The 19,463-nt window shown below is 64.1% G+C and carries 13 protein-coding genes and 1 pseudogene; 3 read left to right on the top strand and 11 right to left on the bottom strand.

All coding sequences use genetic code 11. From position 1 onward, the window contains the following. The coding region (locus BLT65_RS36405) for an IS30 family transposase (RefSeq protein ID WP_143036624.1) at nt 1–223 on the top strand (223 nt) is incomplete at its 5' end. A gap of 221 nt (nt 224–444) precedes the next feature. Here BLT65_RS36405 and BLT65_RS36400 read toward each other — a convergent pair. The 11 genes from BLT65_RS36400 to BLT65_RS47420 all read right to left on the bottom strand — a co-directional run bounded on the left by BLT65_RS36400 (nt 445) and on the right by BLT65_RS47420 (nt 17,879). After that, entirely contained in the window at nt 445–1,716 is a 1,272-nt protein-coding gene (locus BLT65_RS36400; RefSeq protein ID WP_042314250.1) for a cytochrome c, read from the bottom strand. 10 nt (nt 1,717–1,726) lie between these two features. After that, on the bottom strand, nt 1,727–3,964 hold the full coding sequence (locus BLT65_RS36395; protein ID WP_091787476.1) for a xanthine dehydrogenase family protein molybdopterin-binding subunit: 2,238 nt from the start codon (nt 3,962–3,964) through the stop codon (nt 1,727–1,729). A gap of 1 nt (nt 3,965) precedes the next feature. Continuing rightward, nucleotides 3,966–4,421 (bottom strand): (2Fe-2S)-binding protein, encoded by a 456-nt coding sequence (locus BLT65_RS36390; protein ID WP_007579117.1) that lies wholly within the window; start codon nt 4,419–4,421, stop codon nt 3,966–3,968. 304 nt (nt 4,422–4,725) lie between these two features. Next, the gene (locus BLT65_RS36385) at nt 4,726–9,435 is read right to left on the bottom strand and encodes a cellulose synthase subunit BcsC-related outer membrane protein (RefSeq protein WP_091787473.1); all 4,710 of its coding nucleotides are present in this window, start codon (nt 9,433–9,435) and stop codon (nt 4,726–4,728) included. Next, nucleotides 9,408–10,628, bottom strand: coding sequence for a cellulose synthase complex periplasmic endoglucanase BcsZ (gene bcsZ, locus BLT65_RS36380; protein WP_091787470.1), 1,221 nt, complete (start codon nt 10,626–10,628; stop codon nt 9,408–9,410). The genes BLT65_RS36385 and bcsZ overlap by 28 nt, the downstream gene beginning before the upstream one ends. A 1-nt stretch (nt 10,629) precedes the next feature. After that, nucleotides 10,630–13,194, bottom strand: coding sequence for a cellulose biosynthesis cyclic di-GMP-binding regulatory protein BcsB (bcsB, locus tag BLT65_RS36375; RefSeq protein WP_091787467.1), 2,565 nt, complete (start codon nt 13,192–13,194; stop codon nt 10,630–10,632). A gap of 3 nt (nt 13,195–13,197) precedes the next feature. Beyond that, nucleotides 13,198–15,429 (bottom strand): UDP-forming cellulose synthase catalytic subunit, encoded by a 2,232-nt coding sequence (gene bcsA, locus BLT65_RS36370; RefSeq protein ID WP_091787464.1) that lies wholly within the window; start codon nt 15,427–15,429, stop codon nt 13,198–13,200. Continuing rightward, a complete protein-coding gene (gene bcsQ / locus BLT65_RS36365; protein ID WP_091787461.1) occupies nt 15,426–16,214 on the bottom strand; it encodes a cellulose biosynthesis protein BcsQ in 789 nt (262 codons plus the stop codon). The genes bcsA and bcsQ overlap by 4 nt, the downstream gene beginning before the upstream one ends. Continuing rightward, nucleotides 16,211–17,062: a cellulose biosynthesis protein BcsP gene (bcsP, locus tag BLT65_RS36360; RefSeq protein ID WP_091787458.1), complete on the bottom strand. Its 852-nt coding sequence runs from the start codon at nt 17,060–17,062 to the stop codon at nt 16,211–16,213. Before bcsP ends, bcsQ begins: the two co-directional genes overlap by 4 nt. Nucleotides 17,063–17,166: 104 nt before the next feature. Further along, complete coding sequence (gene bcsD / locus BLT65_RS36355; protein ID WP_091787455.1) at nt 17,167–17,631, bottom strand: cellulose biosynthesis protein BcsD; 465 nt, start codon at nt 17,629–17,631, stop codon at nt 17,167–17,169. An 89-nt stretch (nt 17,632–17,720) separates the two neighbouring features. Beyond that, nucleotides 17,721–17,879 (bottom strand): hypothetical protein, encoded by a 159-nt coding sequence (locus tag BLT65_RS47420; RefSeq protein ID WP_167306606.1) that lies wholly within the window; start codon nt 17,877–17,879, stop codon nt 17,721–17,723. A gap of 84 nt (nt 17,880–17,963) precedes the next feature. Here BLT65_RS47420 and BLT65_RS36350 point away from each other — a divergent pair, with 84 nt between their 5' ends. Both BLT65_RS36350 and BLT65_RS36345 read left to right on the top strand, forming a co-directional pair. Next, complete coding sequence (locus tag BLT65_RS36350; protein ID WP_425273191.1) at nt 17,964–18,368, top strand: hypothetical protein; 405 nt, start codon at nt 17,964–17,966, stop codon at nt 18,366–18,368. A gap of 263 nt (nt 18,369–18,631) precedes the next feature. Beyond that, nucleotides 18,632–19,449 (top strand): annotated as a pseudogene (locus BLT65_RS36345) (alpha/beta fold hydrolase). Nucleotides 19,450–19,463: the final 14 nt, after the last annotated feature.

Genomic DNA, 19,463 nt, shown 5'->3' with positions numbered 1-19,463 from the left:
TCATAGCCCCTGGCAACGTGGCACGTGCGAGAACACCAATGGTCTGCTACGCCAGTATCTGCCCAAGGGCACCAATCTCTCGGTCTACAGTCAGGATGACCTTGACGCCATTGCCGATAGCCTCAACGCTCGCCCTCGTGCCACACACGCATTTCATTCGCCGTTCGAAGTCTTCTCCACCATGCTTGCACTTGCTTCCAGCCCCGATACTTCTGTCCACTAAGCCTTGTGTTGCACTTCACGTTTGAAACCGCCCCTACTTTTCTTTGCGGCGGCAAAGAAAAGTAGGTGCCGCCCCGCACAGGGGCGACGCTTGAAGCAAGCTAACGCATCGCGGATGCCAGCGAAAACCCCATAAAACCAAACCAACCGCGCCACGAAGGCAAACCGCGGACGGCAGCACAAAACAAGCAAACCACCCAGCGTCGCAGACAAAAAACCCATTTACTGCGTAGCTTTCCTAACCTTAGCCACATCCCCCGCGCCAACAGCAGGCGCGCCATTATTCCATCCAGCCCGAATAAAAGTAAGCACATCAGCGATCTGCTGATCATTCAGCACAGGCCCATACTTGGGCATAGGATAAGCAGCAGGCACCCCACCAATCACCAGATCGCCAGTGCCATTAAGCGTGACATTGATCAACGAAGAAGCATTCTTCTCCAGCACATTAGGATTCCCAGCAAGCGGCGCCAGCATAGGCGCAAACCCACGCCCATCCACCCCATGACAATGCATGCAGAACGCCGTATAAACCCGCGCACCGGCATCATTAGCAGGCCGCGTCAGCGAAACCTTAGTCACCTTCGCGTCATACGCATAAGCCGGCCCGCCTGAGCCGCCCGCCGCCGGCAGCGACTTCAGATACCGCGACATCGCAGCAACATCGACATCCGTCAGCGCCTGCGTGCTGTTGTTGATGACATCCGTCATCGAACCAAACGCCGACGCATGCTGATTCGCGCCCGTCTTCAAAAACTGCGCAACATCGGCCTCGGACCAGCGGCCCAGACCAACGTTATGCTCACCCGTCAGGTTCGACGCGAACCAGTTGTCGATCGGGCTGCCCGATAGATACAGAGCACCGCTTTCGTCGAGTGCCTTCTCCTGGAACGCAACGCCGCGCGGCGTATGACACGAGCCACAATGCCCAAGCCCCTGAATCAGGTACGCACCGCGATTCCATGCGACGTCCTTGCCCGTCTTGTCCTGGTACACGCCTTTCTCCAGAAAGACCATGTTCCAGAACTTCAGCGGCCATCGCATGTTCAACGGCCACTTGATGTCCGGCTCGCGGTTCGCCTGCTTGATGGGCGCCACGCCATGCATGAAGTATGTGTAAAGCGCATGCATGTCGTCGTCGTTGACCTTCGCGTACGACGGATACGGCATCGCCGGATACAGATTGTGGCCGTCCTTCGCGACGCCCTCGCGCATCGCGCGCTTGAAGTCGTCCTCGCTGTACTGGCCAATGCCCGTCTCCGGATCGGGCGTGATATTGGTCGAATAGATCGCGCCCATCGGCGTCATCATTTTCAGGCCGCCAGTGAATGGCTTGCCGTGCGGCGTAGAGTGACACGCAATACAGTCGCCCGCCTTCGCCAGATATTCTCCGCGTGTGACGAGCGCATCATCGGCCGCGTGAGACAACGTGGGGAGCGCGAACGAAGCGGTAAATCCAGCAGCAAGCGCCAATGCCTTCAATGTCGTTTTCATCGCCGGCCCCTTACGCGTTCATCAACTGGTTACCGACAGGCAACTGCCGCAACCGCTTGCCCGTCGCCGCATAGATCGCGTTGGCGATCGCGGGCTGCGCCGCTGCCGTTCCCGGCTCGCCGATGCCGCCCGGCGCCTCGCTGCTCTTCACGATATGCACGTCGATGCTCGGCGTTTCGTTGATGCGCAGAATCCGGTAATCCGTGAAGTTGTTCTGCTGCACGCGGCCGCGATCGATCGTGATCTCGCTGTACAGCGCCGCCGTGATCGCGAAGATAATGCCGCCCTGGATCTGCGCTTCCACTGTGTTCGGGTTGACCACCATCCCGCAATCGACAGCGCATACCACGCGATTCACCGTCACCTCGCCCTGATCGACAGTGACGTCGGCCACCATCGAAAAGAAACTGCCGAACGCGTGCATCACCGACACCCCGCGCCCCTGCCCCTTCGGCAACGTGCTGCCCCAGCCCGCCGCCTGCGTCGCGACGTTCAGCACGTTCAGCGCGCGCGGCGATTTGCCAAGCAGGTCGCGCCGATACTTGACGGGATCGGTCTTGGTCTGCGCCGCAAGTTCGTCGATGAAGCTCTCGACAACGAACGTGCCGCGCGTCGGACCCACGCCGCGCCAGAATGCAGTCGGTATCGCGTGCGGCTCCTGGCGCACGTAATCGATGAGCTGATTCGGCAGGTCGTACGGCAGATCGGCGGCGACTTCGACGGCATCGGGATCGACGCCGTTCTTCACCGCAGGCGGCGCGAAACGCGCCAGAATCGACGAGCCGACAATGCGATGCTGCCACGCAATTGGCTTGCCGTTCGCGTCGAGCCCGGCCGAAATCTTGTCGTAGTAATACGGGCGATACATGTCGTGCTGGATGTCTTCCTCGCGCGTCCACGTCACCTTCACGGGCACGTTCAGCTGCTTTGCCACTTTCACGGCCTGCGTGACCATGTCGAATTCGAGCCTGCGTCCGAAGCCGCCGCCGAGCAGGAAGTTGTGAACGATGATCTTGTCCGGCGACAGCCCCGTCACCTTCGCGCCCGCATCGCGCGCCCGCGTCGGCACCTGCGTGCCGACCCAGATTTCGCAGCTATCGGGCTTCACGTGAACCGTACAGTTGACCGGCTCCATCGTTGCGTGCGCGAGAAACGGCTGCTGATACACGGCATCGATGCGTGCCTTCGCCTGCGAGAACGCGTTGTTCACGTCACCGTCCTTGCGCGCGACCGCACCGTCGTTCTGCGACGCCTTCTCCATGTCGTCGACGATCGTCTTCATCGACACGGCTGCGCCCGCGCCTTCGTTCCATGTGATCTTCAACGCCGACGCGCCGCGTTTCGCCGCCCACGTGTGATCGCCGATCACGGCAACGCCGTTGTCGATCTTCACGATCTGCCGCACGCCGGGAATCTTCTTCGCAACCGTATCGTCGACGCTCGCAAGCGTCCCGCCGAACACCGGGCAATTGACGATGACTGCGTAAACCATGTCGGGCACGCGTACATCGAGGCCGAAAACCGCGCTGCCGTCTACTTTCTCCGGCGAATCGAGACGCTTCGCCTGCGTGCCGATCAGCTTGAAGTCTTTCGGGTTCTTCAACGGCACGTTCTGCGGCACGGGCAGTTTCGCGGCGGCATCGACGAGCTGGCCGTAGGCGACGCTGCGCTTCGTGTCCGCATGAATCACCTGGCCGTTCTCGGCATGGCACGACGCCGGGTCCACCTGCCACTGCTGCGCGGCCGCGTTGATCAGCAGCACACGCGTGGTCGCGCCCGCGCGTCGCATCGGTTCCCATGCATAGCGGATCGACGTCGAGCCGCCCGTCAGCTGGCCGCCGAGCAGCGGGTCCGTGAAGCGCGTTTCGTCGGGCGGCGCATGGTCGATCGTTACGCTGTCGAGCGGCACTTCGAGCTCTTCCGCAATCAGCATCGGGATCGACGTGTACACGCCTTGCCCCATCTCGACCTTCGGGATGATCAGCGTGACCTTGCCCGCCGTGTCGATCTGCACGAATGCGTTCGGCGCCAGCACGCCGCTTTGCGGCGTTTCGACACCATCGCCGCCGATCACGGACTTGCGCACATCGCCCTGGCTTTGCGCAGGCATGCTGAAGCCGAGCATCAGGCCGCCGCCCGCCATCGCGGCGACACTCGCACTGAATTTCAAAAACGCACGGCGTGTGACTCGCGCGGCATCGTCGTCGCGCGGCTTGCCGTTTTGTGCATCGAGCAATCCTTGCGACATGTCACGCCTCCTTCGCTGCCTGCTTCACAGCAGCGCGGATGCGGTTGTACGTGCCACAGCGGCAGATATTACCCGCCATCGCCGCGTCGATATCGGCGTCGCTCGGGTTCGGGTTCTGGGCGAGCAGCGAAGCCGCCTGCATCACCTGTCCGGACTGGCAGTAGCCGCATTGCACGACGTCCAGGTGCCGCCACGCCGCCTGCACTTTCTTGCCCGCGGGCGTGTCGCCGACGGCTTCGATCGTCGTGATCTTCTTGTCGCCGACAGCCGCGATGGGCAGCACGCATGAGCGCACGGCAACGCCATCCAGATGCACGGTGCATGCGCCGCATTGCGCGATGCCGCAGCCGAACTTCGTTCCCGTGAGACCGACGATATCGCGCAGCGCCCAGAGCACGGGCATGTCGGGCGGCGCGTCGATGGTATGAGACTGGCCGTTGATGTTCAGCGTTGCCATGAGCGTATCCGTAAGTGGGGGTTTTTGTTTATCCGCCGACGCCCAACAAAATCCGGTCGATAACCGCGCTTTGTTAGACGTGACGCGCTAATCGCGAGAGGCCGGCGAGTGCATACGCACTGCGTCGATCTGTTGCGCATGCACATTCAGGGATCGGGTCGGTTGATTGTAGTGGGACGTAAAAAAACGTGCGTGCGAAGTGCCGGCGGCGGTCCGGGATACTCGCGGACCGCCGCAGGCGTGCTTGCTGCAAGGAGAGGAAAGAAGCAACGCGGTCACCGCGTTGCTTCTTCAGAGAACGTGCTCAGTCGTTCACGGGAAGGTACGATGAGCGCAGCGGCGAAGGCGGGAAGACAGGTAAGCCGGTCTGCCTGGTGAACGCATAGCGCACATACACGGCAGCGACGAACTCGCGATACTCGTACGCGTTTCCGAACGACGCTGCCGCGCCGACCGTGAGTTGCGGCGCAAGCTGATACTCGCCGACCGCATCGATCGAGTACGACACGCCCGTCTTGCTCTGGCCGGGATAGACGGCGTTCTGGTCGGGCACCGGTTGGGTTGCCTTCGCGAAACGCGAGGCGGCGTCACTTTGCAGATTGGGATCGAGCGGGAAGTAAGGCGAATCGTCCTGACGGTAATGCTGCACTCCGATCGACGCCTTCAGGTCGTAGGCGAACGGCCCGTTGCGCCCGGTCCATTCGATCGGCAGATTCAGGATCGCATACTGCTGCGGGCTGAAGTAGCCGCCCTGACCATACGTGAAGTACGACAGATTCTTGTTGTAGTGCATCAGCGTGGTGTTCACGCCGACCGTGAAAGTCTGGTCCGCGTCCTTGTAGAGACGCGTGTACACGCCGCCGCCGCCCTTGACCGAATTGTTCGACGCGACGTGACGGCCATCGTAGTAGTCCCCCGCCAGGTTCGCGTACAGGCCGCTCGTGCCGTCGTCCCAACCGATATCCGCGCGCAGGCCGTTCGACGTGACACCGCCCCATTCCAGATTCGCCAGCGCATCGCGCGCGCCGGCGTAGGACAACAGGCTGTCGGTTACGGCGCGGCGTGCCGCCGTCAGCCGGTACGACACCTTGTCGGTCAGTCCACCCTTGTACTGCACGCCGCCGACGATGTTCTGCTCGCGAAAGCCGAACGGCGTCGCGCCGACATCGGCTTTCAGGCCGCGATATTGATAGCCGACGTCGACACCGACACCCGTCGCCGTCTGCGAGCCGTACGGATTGCTGGTCTGATCGGTTTGCGCGGAGCCGAAGCGGGCCAGCGTGTTCGAATTGCTGCTCGCCGTGCCCGCATCGAGTGTGACGGGCGTGACTTCGACCGTCACGTGACCATCGCCCGCGCGGATGCGGCCTTGCACGGGCACTTCGATATCCGTCAGGTTCGACAGGCCGTTCTCGCCGTCTCGATTGCGGAACTGGATGCCACCGCTCACCGTGCTGGTCTGTTCGCGGTTGATCTGCGCGAGTTCTTCCTCGACGGTCAGCGGCTGCGGCTGGGTGGGCTGCGGATATTGCCGGTTCTGCTCGTCCTGCATCTGCGTATTGCGCGTCGGATAAGGCGCGGGCGGTTGCGGGACGTAGGGCACGAGTCCGTAGCCCTGGTTCGTATAGCCCTGCTGCGCATACGGCTGCTGCGGCGGTTGCGGCTGGTAAGGCTGCGGATACGCCTGCTGTTGCGGGTACGGCTGCTGCGCGTACGTGCGCTGCTGCGGATACGGCTGTTGTGGATATGGTTGCTGCGGATAAGCCTGTTGCTGCGGATAAGGTTGCGCGTAACCCTGCTGCAGAGCGCCGCCCTGCGGAACGCTGCCCTGCTGATAACCGCCCTGCTGCTGCGCATACGCCGCATTGCTGTTCGACGTACGCGCGCTCTTCGTCGTCCGTTTCTTCGAAGCCGGCTGCGCGTTCATTCCCTGTGTCGCCTGCGCCTGCGCGGCGGCCTGCGACTGAGGCGACATCGGCCACGGTGTACTGATGTCAGCCGGTTGCGCGTACACCGGTTGCTGATATTGCTGCCCGGGCGCCTGCTGCTGATAGCCCTGCTGATACGGTTGCTGATAAGGCTGGGCATAGCCTTGCGCCGGATACGCCTGTCCCAGCGCGAGCCCGCCGCCCGACTGCGACGAGCCATATTGATCGGGCCCGTAGCCGTCCGCGTCCGACGTTCCGCTGCCCGTCACCGCGGCTTGCGGCGCGAGCGTTTCCAGCGAGTTGATCTGCGAGGCCGGCTGCGGCTGCGGCGCGACGTACGGCGCATTAGGCGCGCTGACCGGCTGCGTCGGCGGAATATAGGCAGGCATGGCTGGCATCGGAGACGGTTGGGTCATGAGACCGGTATTCTGCGCCGGGAACGGCACACTGTTCGACGCATCCGCCGACGCCCGGTTCGCAAAAGGATTCGTGCCAGGCAACGGAATCGGCCCTCTCGGGCGCAACGGCACATCCCAGCCGCTCGGCACGGGCTGACCATTGGCGTCCGCCGCCGTCGCGCCGGGACGCGCAAGCGGCGCGTTCTGCGCAATCAGCGCACGCTGGAAATACTGCGCGGCCAGACTGTTCCTGCCCTGCGCACGATACATGCGCCCCATCGCGGCGAGCGCATCCGGATTGTTCGGCGCGATGCGCAACGCCTGCTTCAACGTCGATTCGGCGAAGTCGAACTTGCGGATCTGCGTCGCCGCGCCCGCCGCGTTGAGCAGCAGGCCCATGTCGGTCGGATTCTGCGCGAGCGCGAGGCGATACGTCGCGAGCGCATTCGCGTTGTCGTTGTTCGCGGTGTACAGACGCGCGAGCGCCGCCAGAATGTCGGGATCGTTCGGCCGCGCGGCAAGCCACGGCGACAGCACGTCGAACGCGCTCGCCAGGTCGTTAGCCTGGCGCAGCGCATCCGTGCGGCGCACGACGATCGCGACGTTGATCTTCTCGAAGTCGCTGCGTTGCTGGCCCGTCAGCTGCATCGATGCGAGCCGCCGCATCACCTCGCCCAGTTCGATGTCCTGGCCCGCGTTCAGCAGAATGCCCGCGTCGGTGAGCAGCAGCCCCGGATCGTTCGGCGCGCGCGCGACGGCGCTGCGCACCATCATCAGCGCGCGCGGCGTGTCACCCGTGTTCACATAAGCTGACGCGATCGCGCCGATCAGCTCGGCATTCGTGCCCGCAACGGGTTCCGCGTTCTGCAGCAATCCGCGCGCCTGCGCGACGCGCCCGCTCTTCGCGAGCGCCACCGCTTCGTCGCACTGCTGATGAACCCACAGCCGATGCTGCAGCACCGCCATCGCATCGGTGCGTTTGTTGAGCGGAATGCGTTCGAGTTGCGACAGACCGTAGCGCCAGTCCTGCATATCCGCCGCGAGCAGCGCGCTCGCATAGAACGCGTCGGGCATGTCCGGATGCAGCGCGATCAGGCCATCCATGATGCTCTTCGCATTGGCATACGCGCCCTGCTTCGCATAGATGCGCGCGAGGTCGAGCCGCAACCACGGATCGTCGGGATTGCTCAGCAGCGCGTCTTCGAACAGGCTACGCGCATTGCCCAGATCGCCGCGCGCTTCGGCGGCACGCGCCTGCGCAGCTTGCGCCTCGCCGCGCAGACGGTCCGCGCCGCCCACTTTCTTGCGCTGCTCGTCAGTCAACTGGTTCGCGAAGCTGAGCGCTTCGTTGCCGCGTCCCTGCGCGGCGAGCGCGCCGACGAGGCCGCGGATCGCATCGGGATTGTCGGCCTGGCGGCGCAACGCCATCCGGAACGCCGCTTCCGCGCCGCGCGGGTCGCCGCTTTGCATCAGCAGATCGCCGAGCGCGGTTTGCGCCGTGACGTCGCCGGGACTCACGGCAATCGCTTTCTCGAACGACGCCTTCGCTTGCGCGAGATTGCCGTTGCTCTGCTCGCCGAGACCTTCGCTCGTGTACATCCAGTAGGTCGCGCTATTGAGCGCCTCTCGCCAGCGGCCCGCGCCGCCTTGCTGCGATGCCCGCAGCAGATAGTCGCGCGCCTGCGCGAATTGCTCCTGCTTGAGCAGCGCAACACCCATGCCGCCGAGCGCGTCGCCATCGTTCGGCGCACTGGCGAGCACCGACGTGAAGCGTGCCTTCGCCGTCACGAGATCGCCGCGATCGAGCGCTGCAAAGCCTTCAGCGATCGTGCGGCCGCGAACGTCTGCGCCCGCGTTCTGCTGCGCGCGCTCGCTGGCGCGCCGGTCCTGCTCGGCAATCGAATCGGCGCGCGCCTTGACGGCGGCATCATCGGGAACGGCAGACAGATACGCCTGAAAGAGCGGTGCATCGGATGCGCGCACGCCGAGCCACAACAACGCCTGGCGCCAGGCCGCCTTCGCCTGCGCGCCGACCACGGAATCCTTCGACAACTGCGCAAGCTGCTCGATACCCTCGCGCCGATTCGCTTCGCGATACGTCAGATGCTGCGCATAGGCAAGCGCGAAGCGCGGGTCGTCTGGATGCTCGCGCGCCAACTGCTCCAGCCCGCGACGTGCCTCTTCCCAGCCTTGCGGCGACGAACCCAGCGTCTGGTAGTACTCCAGCGCGAGCTGCGGATTGGTCGGCTTCAAGCCGAGCGCCTGCCGGTAAGCCTGCGCCGCCGACGCCTGCTGCCCGGCCTGCGCGAGACGCCGCGCGTCGTTGACGGCCTGGTCCGTGGGACTCGATTGACCGAGACGCCGCGCGAGTTCGTCGATGTTCGGATAGTTCGGCGCGGCCTGGCGCAAGCGCGCGAGATACTGCTGCGCACCCGCGCCGTCCTTGCGGTCGGACATCACGATGCCCATGCCATACAGCGCGTCGGGCTGCTTCGGATCGATGCGCAAGACCTTCAGCCACGCCTGCTCGGCGAGATCGCCGCGCTTGTGCGACTGCCAGTATTTGCCCTGATCGATCAGGACGCTCATCGGATCGTTAGGCTGCGCCTGCGCGAATGCCGACGCCGCCGCGCCCGCGCCGAGCGTGAGTGCGACGCCGATTACGAGCGCGCGTTGGCGGATTGGCATGAGTTCTCCCAGCGCGGCACGAGACGGCCGTTTTCATCGAAGCGGTAGCGGCCGTCTGCGGACCCTGTACCGAAGAGCATCAACACCTCGTCGTAATAGACAGGCTGGTTTTGAGTGGCCTGGCCTGCACCTGGTGCGGGCGCGGGTGTAGGTGTGGCGAGCGAGGCCAGATGCGTTTGCGCGAGGCCCGCCGCGCGCGTGTCGCCGAGCGCGCGGAAATACGGCAGCAGCGCGCCCCAGAAACCGATTGGGCCTTCGCCGCTCGCGTTGCCCGTGGTTGTCGCGACCTTCTCGGGCGGCACGCCCGTCTGCGCGATCCGGTCGCGCATGCCGTGCAATGCGGCGAGCCACGGCTTCGCGAGTGGATCGGCGGGTGCAGTCAGCCCTGCCCACAGATAGACGCGAATCGCATCGTAGCTGCCCACGTCGCCCTTTTGCGGATCGACGATGAATTGGCCATCGCGCTGCCCATCACGATAAGCGGCCCAGTCCGGCGCGAAACCGAGCGGCGCAGTCGTCTTCACGAGCTTGAATGCATTGTCCGCGACGCGTGCCCACGGCCCGTTCGGCGACTGCGCGGCGAGCGCGCGCAGCAACGGCAACGGCAGATAGCTCGGATTCAGCCGCGTCGTGCCGCCGTTGCGGAACCCTTGCGGACCGGGCAGCAGCATCGGACCGAGGCCGCGCAGATCCGCGACTTCCTGCTTCTCGATCTGCGTGACGAGCGCATACGCGAGCTTCGTGTACGCCGGTTCATGCCACAGACGGCCCGCCTCGAACAGATCGTAGGCGATCCACAGGTCCGAGTCCGCCGCCGAGTTCGGGTCGAGCACGCCATACGCGCCATCCGGCTTTTTGCCCCACTGCCATGAAGGCAGCTTCACGTCGTCGCCGTCGAAACGTCCCGCCGACAGATTCGCGCGCGTCCAGCGCAACACGCGCTCGAAGGTCGCGCGGTCGTTCGCGACGAGCGCGAAGAACATGCCGTAGGACTGGCCTTCCGACGTGGTCTGCTGCGTGGGCGTCGAGAAATCGACGACGCGTCCGTCCTGCTGCACGAAGCGCGACACGAACGCGCGATACGCTGACCAGTCGTCGCACGTCGCGGCTTGCACGTGGCCCGTCATGCCAACCATGACACCCGCGCACGCGAGCGCAGCGTGCAACGGGCGTGAGAAAAACGACGCCCGCATATCAATCCTTCAGCCGGCGTGCAGCGACCGCGCGCAATAGCCGGTAGAACACAGCGGCGATGATCAGCGCCGCGATCAGCCCGGCGAGCAGCAACAGCAGCGGATGCACAGACAACGCCCAGCGCATGTACTCGATTGGCGACAGGTGGCCCACGTAATACACGTCGCCGTTCGACACCACTTCGAGTGTTCTGCCGCGCACCACGGTCAAGCCGCCCTGGATCGACTGGACGAGATCGGCGTCGAGCATCGCGTTGGTCAGATCGGTGTCGGACTGACCGGGCGCCGAGATCAGCGCGACCACGCTACGACCTTTTTCGAGCGGCGACTGGAAGCCGGTGATGATCGCGTCGCCCGACGAATTCACCAGCGACAGGTCCGCGCGCCCCGCCGTGCGCACGCCGCCGCGATCGCCGTGCCACCAGTTGGCGATGCGGAACGACACGTTCGAGAACTGCATGCGGCGTGAGTCGTCGGCGGTGGAAAACGGCATGTCCTTTTCCCATGTCGTCAGCAACGGCTGCTGGCCGGGCGCGCCGATCAGGAGCAGATCCTTGTCGGCGAGACGCTGCACGTCGGCGGCCGTCGCGACGGTGACGGCCGTGACGGGATATGCCGTCGACGCGCCCATACGGCCCATCACCGTCAGGTACACGCTGTAGTCGCTCGGGTTCGCGTTGACGGGCAGGATCACGGCCGTCTGCGACAGGTCGGCGAGCTTCGTGAACGGCCAGCCGCTGTTCGCGAACGCGGCCAGGTCGGGCAGCGCCATGTAGTGCGGGAACGATGACAGATCGATGGTCGAATCGGGATCGATCTCGCCGCGCACGTTGTCGAGCACCTGCCCCTGGCATTCGCCCGTCTTCGGCATGTCGTAGTAGAAGTGGAAGCGCAGCTGTGCCTGCGACGCGAGCAGATGCGGCGGAATGTAGATCTCTTTCGACGCGGGCGCCGTGTGGTCGGGCAGCATCCGGTTCAGATAACGGCCGAGATCGAGCATCGACGACGACTGCGCGGGAATCCGCAGCGCCTGCACGAAGTTGTTGTTGACGCTGATGTTGAGCGTCGAACGGTCCGGCGCGGGGCGGACGGTGAATCGGTAACGCAGGTCGATGGGCACGCCCTTCGTACGCCACGTGAACAGATCGGGCGCGACACGCAGGTCCACGCGCACGACGTCGCCGTTATAGCCGCGCACGGACAGATCTTTCGGCACGGCCAGTTCGCCGAAGCGCACGGGGCGATCGGTCGGCAGCCAGCCTGGCGCGTCGTACGGTTGACGCGCGCGCGGCGCGTCGACGTGCGTGATGGTCTGCACGGTGCCCGACAATGCCGCCTCGCCAAGCGACAGCGCGTTCGCGGCGATCTTCAACTCGCGCGCGTCGCGGCCCAGCACGAGCAGCAGCTTGCCGTGCGCGGGTGCTTCGCGATCGACGACCGCGAGCATCGGGCCGTTGATGGTGGGCAGCGTGACGCCTGCGGGCCGTTCGTCGTTGGTCGCGAATACGACCGCGTTACCCGACAGCGGCGCGTTGTCGAGTTGCGCGGGAAACAGCGCGCCGCGATAGCCGGCCAGCGAGCCGAACCACGAAGCGACCGCGCCCGCCGCTTCGAGCGCTTGCGGCGAAGGCTTGGCGGCGAACACGAACGGCAGTTCGAGGCGGCGAATGTCGCGCCGGTCGAAGAACGGCAGCGGCAGCGCGCCGAGATCAGGCTTGGCTGCAAGCGACGCGAACGTGAGGTCGAGCGTGCTTGCGTTGCTGACGGTCGCCCACAGCGCGCTGCTCGCCGGGTCTTCACAGCCCTGCGTGTAATGGCCGATCAGCTGGACGTTCAGGTGATTGAACTCGGTGATCAGGCGCGGTTCGAGCGGAATGTCGCGCGCGAGCAGCGTGCCCGCCTGCTCGCGCGGCAACGGCAGCGTCGCCGCGACTTCGCCGTTCACGAGCACTTTCAGATGCGACAGGTTCGACAGCAGCGACGGCGAGTAGCTATAGATCAGATGCAGGTTCGCGCCCGTCACGACTTCATCGGCGCGCACCGAGAACGGCACGCCGTTCTGGCCGTCGACGCCGCGCAGTTGCAGCGGATCGAGCGCGCCCAACTGCGCGAACGTGAACGTCTGACGGCGTCCGCCCGATACGGCCGTGCCGTTGTCGGCCGTGGTCGGCATCGTGTCGCGGCCGCCGCGCACGACGGCAAAGGGTTGCGGCGCCGGCTCGGCGAACGCGGGCTGCTGCCCCGCACGCGGATCGACGGGCTTCGCGGACGGCAGCGGCGGCAAGCCATTGCTGGCGGGCGCGGACGGCACGAGCGGCGTCGTGCTGGGCGTCGTTCCCGGCTTCGCCGCAAGTTCGGCGCGCGTGGCGGGAATCGCGCCCGGCGAGGTGGAAGGCGCGGCATCGGATGCGGCCTGCGCGGTCGGCAGCGTCATCGCAAACAGCAACGCGGCCAGCGTCGCGCGCAGCGGCAAGCGCAAGCCGTTGCGCGTCAGCGAACGCACGGTTCGACGCAAACCCGCCCGCTTCGTCGCTGAACGAGCGGCGTCGTATCGCAAGATCCCCATACGTTATTTTCCATTCTTCGTGTCGTTTGCTGCGGTCTTGCGTCTACCGCTCCATGTGCGCAGGTCGGCGTACAGATGTTCAAACAGCCCGCCGATACCGCCCACGCCAACCCGCATCACATGCGACAGGCTCCTGAGCGGCGTGTCGACCTCGCGCCCTTCGGCCCAGCCGGTCCAGGCGTCGGCGCGCGCGAACGTGCTCTGCACGAAGTCGAGTTCCTGCTCGCGCGTCATCGGCGCGAACTTCAGGCCGACGCGGCCCGGCACCGAGTACGTGACGTCGGCGGGAAACACGAACTCTTCGTGGCCGCGAAACAGCGACACGACCACGCTCTCGTGCAGCGGCACCTGGATGGCGGCAGGCAATTGCAGCGCGACGCCGCCTTCCGCGTAGTCAACCGTTTCGCAGACGAGCGTGCGGCCCGTCGAGAAGCGCAGCGATGCCGGAATGCGCATCGCCACGCGATGCGTCGAGCGCACCTGGCGCTGCTCGCGCGCCGCCGCGACGCTCGCGCCGAGGATCAGCATGTTGTAGCCCGTCCACGCGAGGTTCAGCACCGTTGTCTGCACTTCGCTATGCGAACTGGAATTCAGCGCGATATGCACGCAGCCGACGATAAAGCCGAGCAGGTTCAGCGCCAGCAGAATCAGGTAAGGACGCGAAATGCCCCAGTCAAAGTATTGCTCGTCGATGCGCCCGCCCTTCGCCGTCACGTTGAACTTGCCGAGCTTCGGGTTGATCAGCGCGAGCAGCGTCGGCGCCGTGATGTACGACGCGAGCACCGATTCATAGACTTCAGACCAGAACGAATGGCGGAACTTCTGCTGCATCCGCGAGTTCGTGATGTTCGCGTGGAACATGTGCGGCAGCGCGAAGATCGCGATCGTGCCCGCCGCCGCCTGGATGATGTGCGCGTTGAAGAATAAAAACGATAACGGCGCGGTGAGAAACACCAGACGCGGGATGCCGTAGAAGAAGTGCATCATCGCGTTCAGATAGCACAGCCGCTGGCCGAACGACAGACCGCGCCCCGTGAGCGGATTGTCGATGCGGAAAATCTGCGTCATGCCGCGCGCCCAGCGGATGCGCTGGCCGATGTGGCCACCGAGACTTTCCGTCGCCAGGCCCGCTGCCTGCGGGATCGACAGATACGCGGTCGTGTAGCCGCGGCGGTGCAGCTTGAGCGCCGTATGCGCGTCCTCCGTCACGGTCTCGACAGCGATGCCGCCGATCTCCTCGACCATCGTGCGGCGCAAGAGCGCGCACGAACCGCAGAAGAACGTCGCGTTCCACAGGTCGTTGCCGTCTTGCACGAGACCGTAGAACAGTTCGCCTTCGTTCGGCACCTTGCGGAACGTGCCAAGGTTTTTCTCGAACGGATCGGCGGAGAAGAAATGGTGCGGCGTCTGCAGCATCGACAGTTTCTTGTCGCGCAGGAACCAGCCTAAGCCCACTTGCAGAAACGAGCGTGTGGGGATGTGGTCGCAGTCGAAGATCGCGAAGTATTCGCCGTCGGTGATCTTCAGTGCCTCGTTGATGTTGCCCGCCTTCGCGTGGCGGTTGTGCGAGCGGATCGTCCACGCGACGCCCACTTCCTCGCAGAAGGCCTTGAACTCTGGGCGGCGGCCATCGTCGAGCACGTGAATGGACAATTTGTCTTTTGGATAATCCAGCGCGATCGCCGCATAGATGGTCGGCTTCACCACCGACAGCGGCTCGTTATAAGTGGGAATGAAAATATCGACGGTCGGCCAGGCGCTGCGGTCCAAAGGCAGCGGCATCGGCTTGCGCCTGAGCGGCCACGCGGTCTGGAAGTATCCGAGCATCAGCACGAGCGCCGCATACACTTCCGCCGACACCAGCAGCAGACCCCATACGGCGTCGAGCGGCCGCTCCCAGTATGTCGTCTCCGTCAGACGCCAGTACATATAGCGGCCCGTCGCAATCACCGACAACATGATCATCACCAGCGTCGCGTAGTGCCCTTGCGCGCGGCGAAACAGCAGCGCGCAGACGAAGCAGCAGATCGCAAAGGTGAGTTGCTCGCCGAACGCGAGCGGCACCGTGAACACGAAGAACAGCGCCGCCAGCGCGAACAGTACGAGCAGGATCGTGACGGGCTTGCTGCCCAGAATGCGCCCGTCGATCAGATGCGACGCGAGGCGATCGAAACGCGAGCGGCGCGGCGCCGCGTTGTCGGCGGCGTCGAGGATGTCTTCGGGAGCGGTGCTCATGCGACGTTCCTCGGCAGCCTGGCCTGACCGTTCAGGCGCGTGCCCAGCCAGTCCCCGCATGCGCGCAGATCGGCGGCCGCCTGGCTGTGCGGATCGTAGTGGATCACGGTCGTGTCGTACGCAAGCGATTCGCTCACGCCCTGGTCGAGATGGATCACGCCAGGGAACAGATGGTCGTCGAGCGCATCGCGCAACACTTTGACGACGTCTTTGGTGAGGCTGCGGCTCTGGTCGACCTGGTTGATCACGTAGCCGTAGCCGATGAAGTCCTGACGCGGCAACGCGTAAGTCTGGATTAGCCGCTCCATCTGCGGAATCGCCGCATAGGAAGCGGCATCCGCGATCACGACGTTCAGCACGAAGTCCGCGGCGACCAGCGCGGCGCGCGTGTAGGCGGTCGCGCCCGGTGGCGTGTCGATCAGCACGATGTCTTCGGCATCGAGGGCGAGCGCGTCGAGCGATTCGCGGATCAGATAGGGATCGGCGTCGAGCTGCGCTTCGAACACGCGCCTGTCGTCTTCGTTCAGCGCGCCATGCGGCAGTGCCGTAATGCCGTCGATGCCGTCGAACATCACCGTGCGCCACGATGCGCCCGCGAGCGTCGCGCGGGCGACGCCGTCGTAGCTGTCGATGGGAATGCCGAAGTGCAGACGCAGCGCGTTTTGCGGATCGAAATCGACGGCGATCACGCGGCGTCCGTTCGAGCCCAGCACCGAGGCGAGATTCGCGGCGAGCGTCGTCTTGCCGACACCACCTTTAGCCGAAACAACCGAAACGACTCTCATGCGTCACCATCCGCCTTGAAGCGCGATCTGAAGGTGTCGCGCAGTACACGGCCAGGCGCCGCCGAGCCATGCGACAGGCGGGCGAAGAGCGATGTCAGGTCTTTCGATGGCGCATTGGCGGGCGCCTCCGGCTGGGACGTATTCGTGCCGCCGAACAGCCCCGAGAGGATCGAACCGCCCTGCTGCCGCGCGGTCGCCTGCGGCTTGGCACGCGCGGCTTCCACGGCGGGATTCTCAAATGGGGCACGAGCAAACGTTTGGCCTTGTGCGAAAAAAGGGGCGACCTGGACGGGTTGTGCTTCGCGCTGCGGCGCGGCATCGCGCGACGCCGGCGAAGCCGGGGGCGTTGCAGGCGCTGCGGCAACCGTCGATGCAGGCGGGACGGACGCGGGTGTTTGAGCAGCGGGCGCGGCCGACATGCTCGGCGCATTGGCTGCGGCATTGGTGCGATCGGCAGTAGCGGCGACGGTGGGCGGCGGGCTGAAGCGATTCGCGCCCATTTGCGCGGGAGCGACGGGCGGCGGCATCGACGCATGGCGATGGCCGCGCGCGAATAGCGGCGGGCGCGCCGGTCCAGTGGATTCGGAGCCGGCGGGCGTGGCGACCGTGTCTGCCCGTTGCGCCGCGGGTGCGGGCGACGCCTGAGGTGCCGGTTCGGCGCGCACCGCCGGCGACGCGGGACGGCCCGCGTCCGGCACGGGCCCGACGTGCGCGATGTCGAGCGCGTTCAGCAATGGCCAGCGTAGCGCGGCATGCTTCGCGTCGTCGTCACGCGTCACCTCCTGATATTGCCCGGCGTCGCCACCGAAGCGCCGGAACAGATTACCGACGTCGTCTGAAACGCTCATGATGTTTCCTCTGCTTGTCCTGCGCATCCCTGTACTGCGACAGCGCTAGCTGTCCGCCCACTGTTTCACTATATGGTTAACGTCGTCGTTGGGGTCTAGTTTAGTCAGGGCGCCTTCAACAGTCTGAATTCGTATGTGTGCGCGTCGGCGCTTTGATATTCCTGTAGTGCCAGCGAGCCCGCGCCCAGTTCGTGCAGCCAGTGCTGATACGCGCCTTCGAGAAAAGCGGAAGCCCACGGCGCGGCCCGTTCGCCGAACGCGGCAAGCGGCGCGCAGCAATGTTCGATGGACAGATAGTCGTCCCGTTCGGCAAGGCGAACGAAGCCCCAGTCGAGCCCGGACCATATGCTGTTGAGAAACGCAGCGAGATCGTCCAGCGTCGCGCAGTCGCCCGCCGGGTGCTTCGCAGCAAAGCGCGCGCCAATGCGCGACATCAGCTCGCGCAACTGCGACGTATCAATCTGGGTCTCGAACTCTTCGGCGAGCGCGGTCAGAAAGCCGCGCCATTGCACGGAAGTCTGATGTCGCGTGTAATAGTCGAGCAAGGTTGCCGTGTGTTCGTCTTGCATGTCCGGGAGGTTGATGACGTGTGCCTGGGGTTTGACCGGAAGACGCTGCTTCCACTATCGGACACCGTCACGCAGACAGACTGCTATGTTCAGCGAATCTTCATAATGGGCGCCGCCAGCATAGCATCGTTCAGTTGCCTATAAAAAAGCAACCGGCGTGGTTTCTGATGTGGAACGCAGACGACGAAACGATTATTTTGCGCTTGCTCTTTCGCTTCGGCTCTGGGCAGTTCATTGAAATGCTTCATTCGAAATGCGCATTTTCTTCCATCTCATACATGCAAGCCAGCTTCACGTTTCTTTCAATGCATTACTGCTTCCGGAGTCAAACAATGAAGATCAACGACGAGCGCGCCATTCAGTTTCTTGGCGAGATACGCAAGCCGCTACTCGTGCTGCATAAGGCGATACTCGATCACGAGCGCGCCTTGTATGAGAAGGAGTTTGGCCCCGTGACGCCCGCGGCGTTCCTGCAGGTGCTGATCAATGGATCGGGCTTTCGCTGGCTCAATCCGTTGTCGGTGATGATCGCGAATGTCGACGAGATTCTCGATGACGATGAAGCAACCAGCGCCGATCGTTTTGGCGCCGTTGAATCTGTTGTCGGTCTTTTCTCAGAAGACTTACCAGGCAATATTTTCCTGCCGCGTTATCGGCAAATTTTGCAGAACAGTCCTGACATACTGCATGCGCATGGACAAATCGCGCCGATATTGAAATCGCTTGAAGCGGGTTGATTAATCGACTCGTTTGTTTCGCATTTGAGTCGATGTATGAGAAACGGAAACTGGCATGGGCTCCTGCATTGCCTCACCTTTGCATAGTCCGCTTCATGTGCGATGAAACGCGGAATGCAGTACGCCTGAATGACTTTCGGCAGGTGGCAGATCCGCAAAGGTGAGAATCTGCAGGAGCGCACATTGCGCTGCAGCGCACACCTGGCGTTATCGACTCAAAAACGAACCACACTCGCACGAATGTCGAACGGAGTTGAACACGCATGACACACTGGACGCTCGATCAGCAGTTCACGTATCGCGACCAAACTGTTCGTTATCGGGTCTTCGGCGACGGGCCGCCCATCGTGCTGATCACGGCACGCCGTTTTCATCATGGGTATGGCACCGGATCGCGCCGTATCTCGCACATGACCGCACGGTTCATGTGTACGACCTGCTCGGCTATGGACAATCGGAGAAGCGCGAAGGCGCAGATGTGTCGCTCGGCGTGCAGAACGGCTTGCTTGCTGCGCTGCTCGAACATTGGGGACTCGATGCGGCCGATGTCGTCGCACATGATTTTGGCGGCGCGACGGCATTGCGCGCGCATCTGATCGACGGTTGCGACTACAGAAGCCTTACGCTGATCGATCCTGTCGCGGTCGCGCCGTGGGGCTCGCCATTCGTGCGGCATGTGCGCGAGCATGCGGCGGCTTTTGCCGGGCTGCCCGCGTATATCCATGAAGCCGTCGTCAACGCGTACATACGCGGCGCGGTGGCAAGGACCATCACCGACGACGGGCTTGCGCCCTACGTCACGCCGTGGCTCGGCGACGTGGGACAACCGGCGTTCTACCGACAGATCGCGCAGATGGACCAGCGCTACACCGATGAGGTCGAAGCGCGTTATCCGCAGATACGCTGCCGCACGCAGATTCTGTGGGGCGAAGACGACCAGTGGATTCCCATCGAACGCGGGCGACATCTGGCCAGCGTGATTCCGGACGCGCGTTTTCAGCCGGTGCAGAATGCCGGGCATCTGATGCAGGAAGACGCGCCGGAAGCGATCGTCGCCGCAGTGTTGCGGTGGTTAGACTGAGCGTCGGCGGGTTA

It is taken from the genome of Paraburkholderia steynii, from assembly GCF_900100565.1.
GTDB lineage: Bacteria > Pseudomonadota > Gammaproteobacteria > Burkholderiales > Burkholderiaceae > Paraburkholderia > Paraburkholderia terrae.
The sequence above is the reverse complement of the archived record's forward strand: the minus strand, read 5'-3'. Positions and strand labels throughout refer to the sequence as shown.